Origin of the sequence: Petrotoga sp. HWHPT.55.6.3 (assembly GCF_002895495.1) — a bacterium.
Lineage (GTDB): Bacteria > Thermotogota > Thermotogae > Petrotogales > Petrotogaceae > Petrotoga > Petrotoga mobilis.
The window spans coordinates 72,238-84,078 of the sequence record NZ_AZRJ01000006.1 but is presented as its reverse complement, the minus strand read 5'-3'; the positions used below and the strand labels follow the sequence as shown (position 1 = coordinate 84,078).

The 11,841-nt window shown below is 34.2% G+C and carries 9 protein-coding genes; 5 read left to right on the top strand and 4 right to left on the bottom strand.

The window, feature by feature from the left end:
* Positions 1-5: 5 nt before the first annotated feature.
* The 4 genes from rlmN to X926_RS02095 all read right to left on the bottom strand — a co-directional run bounded on the left by rlmN (position 6) and on the right by X926_RS02095 (position 6,046).
* Entirely contained in the window at positions 6-1,049 is a 1,044-nt protein-coding gene (rlmN, locus tag X926_RS02110; RefSeq protein WP_012209689.1) for a 23S rRNA (adenine(2503)-C(2))-methyltransferase RlmN, read from the bottom strand.
* A 393-nt stretch (positions 1,050-1,442) separates the two neighbouring features.
* Complete coding sequence (polA, locus tag X926_RS02105) at positions 1,443-4,133, bottom strand: DNA polymerase I (protein ID WP_103064800.1); 2,691 nt, start codon at positions 4,131-4,133, stop codon at positions 1,443-1,445.
* A 31-nt stretch (positions 4,134-4,164) separates the two neighbouring features.
* Positions 4,165-5,493, bottom strand: a complete 1,329-nt coding sequence (locus X926_RS02100) for a phenylacetate--CoA ligase family protein (protein ID WP_103064799.1) — start codon at positions 5,491-5,493, stop codon at positions 4,165-4,167.
* A gap of 4 nt (positions 5,494-5,497) precedes the next feature.
* A complete protein-coding gene (locus tag X926_RS02095; RefSeq protein WP_103064798.1) occupies positions 5,498-6,046 on the bottom strand; it encodes a macro domain-containing protein in 549 nt (182 codons plus the stop codon).
* Between the two features lie 524 nt (positions 6,047-6,570).
* On the opposite strand from X926_RS02095, the gene X926_RS02090 reads away from it, so the two are divergent.
* The 5 genes from X926_RS02090 (at position 6,571) to X926_RS02070 (ending at position 11,826) form a co-directional block, all read left to right on the top strand.
* Positions 6,571-7,860 carry an ABC transporter substrate-binding protein gene (locus X926_RS02090; RefSeq protein WP_012207930.1) on the top strand — a complete coding sequence of 430 codons (1,290 nt, stop codon included), beginning with the start codon at positions 6,571-6,573 and terminating at the stop codon, positions 7,858-7,860.
* 69 nt (positions 7,861-7,929) lie between these two features.
* The gene (locus X926_RS02085) at positions 7,930-8,814 is read left to right on the top strand and encodes a carbohydrate ABC transporter permease (RefSeq protein WP_103064797.1); all 885 of its coding nucleotides are present in this window, start codon (positions 7,930-7,932) and stop codon (positions 8,812-8,814) included.
* Positions 8,808-9,782, top strand: coding sequence for a carbohydrate ABC transporter permease (locus tag X926_RS02080; RefSeq protein WP_103064796.1), 975 nt, complete (start codon positions 8,808-8,810; stop codon positions 9,780-9,782). The genes X926_RS02085 and X926_RS02080 overlap by 7 nt, the downstream gene beginning before the upstream one ends.
* Positions 9,783-9,815: 33 nt before the next feature.
* Positions 9,816-10,997, top strand: coding sequence for a glycosyltransferase (locus tag X926_RS02075; RefSeq protein ID WP_103064795.1), 1,182 nt, complete (start codon positions 9,816-9,818; stop codon positions 10,995-10,997).
* Positions 10,998-11,016: 19 nt separating this feature from the next.
* The gene (locus X926_RS02070; RefSeq protein ID WP_103064794.1) at positions 11,017-11,826 is read left to right on the top strand and encodes a MurR/RpiR family transcriptional regulator; all 810 of its coding nucleotides are present in this window, start codon (positions 11,017-11,019) and stop codon (positions 11,824-11,826) included.
* The last annotated feature ends 15 nt before the right edge of the window (positions 11,827-11,841 follow it).

The window sequence follows — 11,841 nt, the reverse complement described above, 5'->3', positions numbered from 1 at the left end:
TATGTTCACCTATTAGCTTCTTTTAACTCTCTAGTTCTTAATTGGCCACATGCGGCTGATATATCACTACCTTTCTCAGCTCGCACCACAGCATCAATTCCGTTCTTAACGAGAGTATCCAAAAAAGCTTGAATAAACCTTTTTGACGGCTTTTCAAAGCCCGCTGGATTTTCATTGACAGGAATTAAATTAACCATCACTTTCAAATCACCAAATAGTTCAACTAATTTCAAAGCGTCCTCTTTTGAATCATTAAATCCTTTTATCAAAATATACTCAAAAGTAACCCTCTTTTTTGTTTTTTTCTGATAAATTCGGCATGACTGAATAACCTGCTCTACCGGATATTTATGATTTATTGGCATTATTTGATCTCTTTGAAGATTCGTTGGTGCGTGAAGTGAAACAGAAAGTCGAAACTCTTTGTTCAAATCACCTACTTCCTCAATTTTCTGAGGAATTCCCGCGGTTGAAATGGTTATATGCCTTGCCCCTAACTTTTTCATCTTTGGATGGTTTAATATCTCTATGGTTTGAACAACGTTGTTAAAATTTAATAATGGTTCACCCATTCCCATGTATACAACATTTTTTACATCCATCTCTTTATCTTTTTCCATAGCTAACAGTTGACCAATGATCTCACCTGTCGATAAATTTCTAACGTAACCGCTTTGTCCTGTAGAGCAGAAAGAACATTTCAGTGGGCAACCAACTTGTGTTGATATACAAGCTATCGTTCTTGAAGGGTAGTAAATAATTACCGCTTCAACAGTGTTCTTATCCTCTAACTCCAAAAGATATTTGGTGGTTCCATCTATCTTTGAAACCTCTTTTTTAACAATATGAGGAATAGATATTTTAAAATTATCACTGAGTTTTTGTCTATCGTCTTTAGATAAATTAGTCATCGATTCGAAATCAAAAACTCTTTTCTTATAAATCCAATCACAAATTTGATCAGTTCTAAACTTTTCAAGTCCCAATTCATTGAGCAAATAACTTTGCAAGTCTGAATATTCAAAATCTAAAATGTTTTTTGTTTGCATATAACTTCCTCTCCATTAAAATATATACTATCGTTTCCCCTTCCATATACTCCACGAGGGACCTGCGGTCCCTAACCCAACTGGGATGGAGGGCTCCGCCCTGTGACCCTTTTAAAATCAGAGCCTTAATTTTGAAGCTTAATTATAAGAATATCTTCTAAATCTTAGTCTTAGCGACCCTTCTCCCCGCTCCCCACCCATAAGGATAAAAGAATTTTTATCCCTTGACCCTGCCAGCCCACCCCTTTAAGTAGGTGAAAGAGGATTAAAGCTTCACCCGTGTTCTGCACTTTCTTTTTATCTATGAATGTTTAAATAGTTATTTAGATTATATCAGATTTTCTTGAAAAAATGAAAAAATTTTAATAATTTAATTATACATAATTATAATTATCATTTTTGCCAATTTTTTCCGACACTGATATCTACTTTTAAAGGTATATTCAATTTGACCGCATTTTCCATACAATCTTGAACCATTTTTTTGGTTTCTTCTACGATTTTTTCAGGTAATTCTATTACAACTTCATCGTGCACCTGAAGTATCAATTTTGCTTCTTTTGGAAGTTTTTTGTATAAATTGATCATCGCCAATTTCATGATATCTGCAGCACTACCTTGGATAGGGGTATTTATGACTATTCGTTTCAACTCAGATTTGCCTGTTTTTATGTTTTTCAAAAATCTTTTCCTTCCAAATATGGTTTCAACGTAGCCTTTTTGCGTTGCAATCTTTAAACTTGATTCTTGATATTCTTTGACTTTTTGGTAAGTTTTAAAGTATTTTTCCATGAAATCTTTTGCATCTTCGACAGGTATCTTTAAATTCTCGGCTAATCCATACGGAGATGATCCATACACCAGGGAAAAATTAACTACTTTTCCTACCCTTCTCATGTTGTAGTCAACATCGTCGATTTTTACACCGAATATTGCAGATGCGGTTAAAGCATGTATGTCTTCACCATTGTTAAAAGCATTTATTAAAGTTTCATCGTTAGTTAGATGAGCTAAAACCCTCAATTCAATTTGAGAATAATCAGCACTCAGTAGTACATAATCATCTTTTTGTGCCTTAACGGTGCTTCTTATTCTTTCTCCATCTTCTTCTCGTATGGGAAGATTTTGAAGATTGGGATCGCTGCTACTTAATCTACCGGTAGCTGTTCCAGTTTGGTTGAAAGATGTGTGAACCCTTCCAGTTTTTTTGTTAACTAGTTTTGGTATAGCGATTATGTATGTAGATAGAAGTTTTTGGTATTTTCTGTATTCTAAGAGCTTTTCTATTATTGGATGTTCATCTCTTAGGGCTTCTAAAGAATCTGCATCTGTTGAATATGATCCGCTCTTAGTTTTTCTTTTCCCCTTCAATCCTAAGTTTTCAAAAAGTAGTTCTCCAACTTGTTTTGGGGAGTTTGGATTGAAGTCATAACCGACGATTTTTTTCATTTCATACATTAACGAGTTTAGCTTTTTGTTATATTCTTCTTCCAATTTTTGTAGTTCTTTTAAATCAAAATACACGCCGTTCATTTCCATTTCTGATAAAACATTTATAGTTGACATTTCGATTTTTTCAAACAATTCAAATAGTTCAAATTCTTCTAATTTAGGCTTTAATACTTCAAATAATCGATAAGCAATATCAGCATCTTCTCCAGCGTACTCAACAACCCTTTTCTTATCGATGTCTCCAAGGGTTAACAGTTTGATATCTTTTCCCATCACTTCTTTGTATTTAATTGTTTTATAATCCAAATATTCTTTTGCGAGATCATCCATATTGAACCGTCTGCTGTCTGGATTTAACAAATAAGCAGCTATCATACTGTCAAAATGTACTTTGTTTAATTCAATTCCATTTACTTTCAAAACAGTCATATCGTACTTTAAATTTTGGCCAATGATCTTCTTAGTGTTTAAAAGATCGACTATCTCCTTTGTTATTTCCCACCTATCTTTTTCTTTGTACAGATACAAAAAATATCCTTCAAATGGTTTGCAGCTTAAAGCGATTCCAACTATATCTGCTTGATATGGATCAAGAGAAGAAGTTTCAAGGTCAAAAGATATTATTTCGTATTTCTCTAAGATTTTTAATAGTTCTTTGTAATCTTGTGCGTTGTATTCGTAATACTTACCTTTCGTCGAATAATCTTTTTTTTCTGCTTTTGTCTCTGCTGTAACTTTAGTTGAGTTAGTAGTTGTATCAGGCATATCTAACTCTTTTAATATTGAATTGAAATCTAATTTCTTGAGAAAATCTCGTAGATCGTTTCTGAATCCTTGATATATAATTTCTTCATCTTCAAATATTTCTTCTATTGGTGCATCTACCATCAATTGGACTAGTTTTTTACTGAGATATGCGGTTTCCTTTTCATTTTTTAGCTTGTTTTTTGTTGAACCTTTAATCTCATCCAAATGTTGATAAAGATCGTCTATGTTATCGTAATCTTGCAGCAATTTTTGGGCTGTTTTTATTCCAATACCTTTTACACCTGGGATATTGTCAGAACTATCCCCCATTAAAGCTAGTAAATCTGCAATTTTTTCTGGAGGGACTCCCATCTTTTTTTCTACTTGCTGTGCATCGTATTTCACCATTTCTGTTATTCCTTGTTCTGGTCTTAAGATATATACGTTATCCTTAACAAGTTGCATCATATCTTTATCCGAGGTAATTATATAAACATTATCGTAGTTTCTTTTCTTTTTGGACACTATCGTGGCTATAACATCGTCGGCTTCGTAATTATCCATGGCAACTAATTTTATGCCTAATTTTTCAACCATTTCGTATATGTATGGGATCTGTTGTATATATTTTTCGGGTGTTTCGGGTCTCTGGGCTTTATAACTTTCTAATAATTCATGTCTATATGTGGTGGTTTTTTTGTCCATAACAAATATTATTGAATCTTCACCTTTTTTAACGTATTCTTTGAGTAACTTTAGAAGCATTCTAGCTACACCATAAATGGCGTTTGTCGGCAAACCATCCGAAGTGCTCATCCAGTCTCCTAGCGCAAAAAAGGCTCTATATGCAATTCCTGAGCCGTCTATTAAGTATAAATTTGCCATGTGAAGCACCTTCTTTTCTTTTGATTTTTTACTAAATTACAATTAATTTATATTTTCCGGTTTTTTCATCTGGCTTGATATCTTCCACGATTTTTACATCAAAATTGACGTTTTGCATTTTTTTCTTTTCTAAAATATCGTTAAGTTTGTTTCTAACTTCTTCTACAATTTCATCTAAACGCTCTTTTTTTGAAACGACTATTTTAAAGACAAAAGATGATTGATCTTTTTGAACAAATTGAAACTTAGCCACGCCTTTAACAAAAAATTCAGCAATTACTATGGGGTGAATGAAATCTTTTTCACCGTTTTCGTTAATAAAAAAAGGAATTAACTCGTTTCTTCCCGTAATTTGTTCGATCTTTGTAAAGGGCCATTTCCCTTCGTTATCTTTTGATTTTTTAAGGATATCTGTTAATTCATACCTTATTATAGGTTGAGTGTAATTGTACAAGTTCGTCAAAATTGTTTTATCCTCTTGAATTTCAAGATAAACCGCATCATCGTATATGTACATACCTTTTAAATCTTCCCTAGAAACACCCATCGCCAAAGACTCAGATGTTGCATAACTATCTACTATTTCAGTATCTTTCCAAACATCTTTTAAAAACTGTTTTACATTTTTTAATAAAGGCTCTCCACCACAAACTATCACTTCTGGGTGAATATTCAAAATCCCTTCATTTTGAAACTGTGCCAAAGATCTTATACCAAAGGGATACCCTGTGAGATTATCAGGTTGAAAATCGTTTAGGTCTTTTAAGTAGGATTTGATAGGTTTGTTTATATCCATTACCATATAACCTTTATAGAAAAACTCTTCAGGTTGATTTAGTGGAGAGAGGAACAAGCTTATGGCAGCATAATGTCCATCAACTGCACCTATAAATGCATATTTCTTTCTTTTGAGGCTAAAGTTTGAAAACATTCTTGTTGAAATGGCTTTGATGAAATCCCACTCTTTTTCACTATACAAATAGTATCCTACCGTGCCTGTTGATCCAGAACTGTGTATCACATGATACTTGTTAAAAAGCAAAGAAGTTGGATTCGGGTTATTTTTTAAAAAATCTTCAACTTTGTTTTTAGTAATTTGGTTATCTTTAAAGAACTTATCAAAATTAGCAACCATAAGATTTTTATTGATCGTTGGTAATTCGTATATGGGGATTTCTTCCAGCATGCTTTCTTTTATCCCGTTAGAAGTATAAAAATCTTTATAAAACGGTATTTTTTTATACGCGTACTTTAATAGCTTTCTAAATTTCTTTTCTCTTAATGCTATTATTTTTTTTCTTGAATAATTAAGATTTTTTCGTAGAGAATAATAATAGTGTACCGTTGTTAGAAAACTCATACTCTCAAAATTCTTTCAAAAAATAATCTAAATGGGCTTCGTCATATATTACAAATCTGATTTCTTTTACAAATTGTGGATTGGAATTAATAAAATCATAGACTGCTTTTTTGTAAACGAGAACCGCTTTTTCTATTGGATAACCGTATATACCTGCACTTATGGCAGGTAAGGCTATTGAATTCAATTTTAATTCTTCTGCTTTTTTCAAAGCATTGAAAACTGCATCATACAATAACTTTTCTTTTTGTTGACTGCCCCCTCTCCAAATAGGTCCAACTGCATGGATTATGTATTTACATTTTAACTTTCCTCCAGATGTAACTGCAACATTTCCCGTTTCGACTTTACCGTATTTTTGGATATATTCGTTCGATTCTTTTTGAATACCTGGTCCTCCTTTTCTGGATATTGCTCCAGCCACTCCACCACCATGTTGCAAATGCGAATTAGCAGCATTTACAATAGCGTCTGTTTCTTCGATAGTTATATCTCCAGATACCAATTTAATTTCAACGTTGTTGACTTTTAGTTGTTTTATAATTTTGTTCATACATTAACGCCTCCGTTTAATTTTTGATTTACTCTCTTTAGAAGAAGATCTAAAACTTGTTTTAGCGCCGATCGTTAAGGGGTAAACCCGGACATTGAGGGGTACCCCCCTCAAACTCCCCAAAAACAAAAAATCTCTTTTTTAAAAGATCTTTGTTTGCACAGGTCTGCAAACAAAAGTTTCTTTGCATAAATCAGCAAAAAATCATTTAAAAACATAGTTTGCACAATGCAGCAAACGCTCCCCACCCATAAGGAAAAGGGTCTTTTCAGTCATTATAGTTGATGTTTCTTTTATTATATCAAAAGTTAGTAGACCAACCCAAACAAAATCCAATAATGAGAAAATCAAAGATTTTTGGTTATAATCGCAAATAATTACCTATAATCGATTCTAATCACGAATAATCAGATTTTGAAAATCATATTTTTTTCTGTATAATAAAAACGAAAATTTTCTTTTTATCTTATATCTTTGAAAAAATTTTTTATTCACAATAAGAACCTAAATTGGAGGAGGTGTGTATGGTGAAGAAACTTACAGTGGTTATTTTAGCAGTGTTGGTTAGTGCGATGGTGTTCACTCAAACGATTACGTTTTGGCACACTCAGGTAGAAACAGATAGGCAACAAAGGATAAGAGCCTTAGCACAGATTTTTGAAGCACAAACTGGTATAAAGGTAAACTTAGTCCCTATTGAGGAAAATGAGATCTTAGAACAGATTCCAAGAGCAGTTCAAGCTGGAACTTTACCAGACGTTGTAGAAGGCGGTATCTCTCCTATACTCTTGCTGGGGAGCCAGGGCTTTATGGATACAGAACTGAATGCAAAAATTATCGAAGATTTTGGTGATGTTTATGACGGTGTTTCAAGATTGATGCAGGCACCAGATGGAGGATATTATGGTGTACCTTTCCATGCTTGGGTTCAAGGGATTTGGTATAAGGCGAATTTGTTTGAAGAAAGAGACCTAGGAGCTCCAACATCTTGGTACAATATACTTACAGCTGCAAAAGCATTAAACGATCCTGCTAATGGTTTCTACGGTATAATATTGCCTAAGAAAGCTGACGCTTATACTGAACAGGTATTTTCACAAATTGCTCTATCAAATGGTGCAAGACCAATTGATAAAGACGGAAATATTCTTTTTAATACTCCCGAGATGATCGAATCATTTAGATTTTATAAAGAACTGGGCAAATACTCCAGACCTGGTTTTACTGCTGTTCCAGAAGCATTGAATGGTTATTTGAACAATGAAGCCGCTATGGTATTCTACTCGACCTATATTATGGACGACATTGCTGTAGAAGAGGTTCAAAAGCAAAGAGTAGAACAGTTTGATCCTAAACTTGTTGAGAATACAGGTTTTGCAAATTTTATGGTTAACATAAGACCGTCTTCATTTGGAGAAGTTGTTGGATTGGGTATACTTAACACGTCCGAAAATAAAAATGCGGCAGAACAGTGGGTAAAATTTCTTATGAGTGGCAGCAATTATATTTACTGGTTACACATGGCACCTGGCGGAATGAATCCAACCAGAAGTTCTATAGCACAGATGGACGAATTTTTAGATAATCCTGTTTTAGAAAGATATGGGAAAGATCAAATAACTACTATTATTTCTGCCTTAGATACTGTAGAAAGATTTGAGTTCATGGAAGGAGAAATCATTGAAGAAATGAGTATCCTGTCTGGTAACTTTGTAATTGGTAGAGCAATAAACAGGATGTTCGCTAACGATTGGACACCACAGCAAACCGCTCAATGGGCACAAGAAGAAGCGGAAAGATTGTTAAGTGATTAAATGCGTCTGAGCTATTGAAAGGGGAATGCTTTATTCCCCTTTTTTACTAAAAATGGGGAGGAGAGAGATATGCAACGATTTCGAGATTTATCTCCTTTAAAGAAGAAAGAAGCAACCTTTGGATGGAAGTTAGTATCACCTGCGGTTATTTTAATAGGTCTTTTTATTATGTATCCAGTTTTATACAATATTTACTTGAGTTTTTTTGAAGTATCTTTGACACCCGGAGCACCAAATAAGTTTGTGGGTTTTCAAAATTATAGAGAACTGTTAACCGATCCTACCTTTTGGAATTCCTTTGGTATAACTATTTTGTATGTTTTGATTACTGTCGTTGGAAGTATTTTAGTTGGTTTAGGGGTTGCTTTGCTTATGAATAAAGAATTTCCCGGCAGAGGTATAGTCAGAGCCCTTATACTGTTTCCATATGTTGCACCGGTTATTTCAACTGTTTTCGCATGGCAATATGTTTTAATGCCTTTGAATGGTCCTTTAACAATACTTTTAAGTAATTTAGGTATCATGGATGTGACAAAAGACCTAGTTAATGATCCAAATAACGCCTTCATAGTTGTTTCATTTTATAGTATTTGGAAGAATTTTCCTTTTATTTATTTGATGATTTTATCACGGTTACAATCAATACCTCAAGATTATTATGAGGCAGCTGATATTGATGGTGCCAATGGTTGGCAAAAATTCCATCATATAACTTTACCTGAATTATATTATGTAATAGGCTCTTTAGTTCTTTTGAGAGGAATATGGAATTTTTACAAATTTGAAGAGGTATATTTGTTGTCTAAAGAGGCTAGGACTCTGCCTATATACCTATATGAAAAAGCCTTCACAGGTTTGCCAGAACTTGGAGTTGCAGCGGCGATAGCAACTGTCCTCTTTGTAGTTATGATGGCGCTCATATCCATCTATGTGAGGAAGGTGTTAAAATGGTAGTAAGAAAAAGATCTTTCATAAAAACATTTTTATTTTGGTTTTTTATAGCTTTAGTTGTAATATTTGTTGCCTATCCTTTTGCATATATGGTTTCGGTTTCCTTCAGGTATGATTCAGACGCGTTTGATCGGGGATTGATTCCTGAGAATCCAACATTGACACAGTATGCTCAACTATTAGGATTTCAGGAGTCAATTAGGCAACAGATGAGTGAAGAAGAGCAACAACTCATGAAATTATTAGAATCTCTTCCAGAAGAACAAAGAGAGCAAGTTCTTCAGAATATACAATCATCAAGAAGGCGTGAATCATTTCCTTTTTTAAGGTGGTTTGGTAATAGTTTGTTATTGGCTGGATTAAGTGCTTTAACGAGTTTAATAATTGGTATATTTGGCGCATATTCTTTCAGCAGAGTTTGGTATCCGGGAAGAACTCTTGTACAAAGAGGGGTATTGCTGGTATACCTAGTCGGTGGAGTGATACTATCTGTTCCTTTGTATGATTTGTTTGTAAGAATAGGATTAACTAATTCAGGAGGAACCTCAATGTTTGCTTTGTATATAATATATATAATTCAGACGTTGCCTGTTTCGATGTACATGCTTGGTAATTATTTCAGAACGATTCCTGAATCAATTGAAGAAGCCGCCTTAATTGATGGTAGTACAAGAATTGGAACTATTATTAGGATAATTATTCCTCTATCAATGCCGGCTATAATAACAGTTTTCATATATGCCTTTATGATAGGATGGAATGAGTATCTGTTTGCTTCTATCTTCATAAGGCCTTATCCTTCAGCTTATACGCTGCCGGTAGGTTTGAGGGAGATTTTCTTTTCTGAACATGCCGTATGGGCTAAAATGATGGCAGCTTCAGTATTGACGGCCGTTCCAGTCATTGTATTGTTTATGACCGTAGAAAAATATCTAACAGCAGGTTTAACTGCTGGTGGAGTCAAAGAATAAAAGTGAAAAGGTGACAAAAGGGAGGAAGTTGAAATGTCAATATTTTTCGATGATAAAATTTTACAAAATTTACCAAAAAAGGTAAAAGTAGTTGTTGGTATTCCCAGCTATAATAATGCTGAAACGATTTCCTTTGTTTCTAAAACCGCTGCAGAAGGTATAGTTGAATATTTTGATTCAGATGGGTTAATTGTTAACGCTGATGGGGGTTCAAAAGACGGAACAAAAGAAGTTTTTATGAAAACAGACACAAAAAGCGTCCCAAAAATCGCTTACGATTATATTGGTTTGCCAGGTAAAGGAAGTGCAATGCTTTCTGTCATAGAACTTGCTAAAAACTTAGACGCAGAAGCGATTGTATTTTTAGATTCTGATTTAAAGAGTGTTCGACCATGGTGGATTGAAAGATTAACTGGACCTATAATGAAGGGACTTTCCGATTATGTTACGCCTTATTATGTGAGGCACAAGTACGACGGTACGATCACAAACCAAGTATGTTATCCTTTGGTTTCTTCTTTATTTGGGCAAGCCATCAGGCAACCAATAGGGGGAGATTTCGGAGTAGGTAAAAATATGATAGATGTTTATTTGAAAGCTGCCTCAAGTGTTGCCAAAACAGAGGTTGCAAGGTTTGGGATAGATATTTGGATGACTATAAATGCCATACTCAACTCCAACAAGAAGGTTTATCAGGCTGCTTTAGGTGCAAAAGTTCACGATCCTAAAGATCCAGGAGCTGATCTATCCCCTATGTTTAAGCAGGTAGTTGGGACCTTATTCGATATTATTGTAGATAGCGCTTCCAAATGGAAAGATATCGATTCTATTGAAGAAGCCCCAATATATGGTGAAATACCCCAAGTTGCTGTTGAACCTATCAACATCAACATAGAAAATTTGAAAATGCAACTTTTAGAAGGTTTAAAAAACGAAGAATCCAAAAGATTGGCAAATGATCATTTAGGATTCATAATGGAAAAGAAGAAAGTACCACTTCAAATCTGGGTGGATATCTTATTCAATGCATTAATAGAGTATTCAAAAAACAAAGACAAAAAGTTGGTGGAATCCTTAGTACCTCTCTATTTTGGGAGAGTAGCTGATTTCGCTGAATTGACAAAAGATATGAACGAAGTAGAAGCTGAAAAAGTTATCAAAGATCAAATAAATCTGTTTGCTAATAAAAAAGACGAATTGATAGAAAAGTTATAGTCGATAAGAGGTGAGGAAGTTGGTAACTTCCAAAATCAAAGGGATATACAATTCTTTAACTAATAAAGAAAAGAAGGCAGCTCAGTATATAATCGAAAGGCCTGGCGATGTAATACACTACAGCATCACAGAATTATCCAATTGGGCCGGAACTAGTGAAACTACTATATACAGAGTTTTAAAAAAGGTTGGTTACTCGGGATATCAAAAATTTAAGTTGGAATTGGCAAGGGAATTGAGCACCCCTACACTTGACTCAAAAGAGTCAAAAGATCTTTTTGATATGATTTACAATAGGACTGTAAACGCCTTGACCGATATTCTAAGGCAAGTGGATAGAGATAAAATTACTCATGCCTCCGAAATAATTATGAACAGTAAAAAACTACTATTCTATGCGGTAGGAAGATCTTTTCCTATTGCTTTAGATGCTTCTTTGAAGTTTGCTGCCTTAGGATTTGCCTCCACTGCATATTCTGATCCACATATGCAAGTTATCGTTGCTTCCAATCTTGAAAAAGATGACGTAGTAATTGCTATCAGTCATTCTGGAGTTATCAGAGATACTTATAAATCCGCCCAAGTAGCCAAGGAAGCTGGTGCTTTCACCATAGGCATGACTGCAGGGGTTAACTCACCTTTATCAAAAATAGTTAATCTAGTTTTATATACCTCAGCTGAAATGCCTCAAGAAAGCGAATTTACCGTTAGCAGAATCGGAGAAATGTTCATGGTGGAACTTTTGTACAATTCAGTTGCTTCTAAGATGTCCCTCAAAAACAAAGAAAGTAGAATAAGTCAAGCGATGAAGACAAAAAAATTCAATTAACAAAAAAGGGGGCTA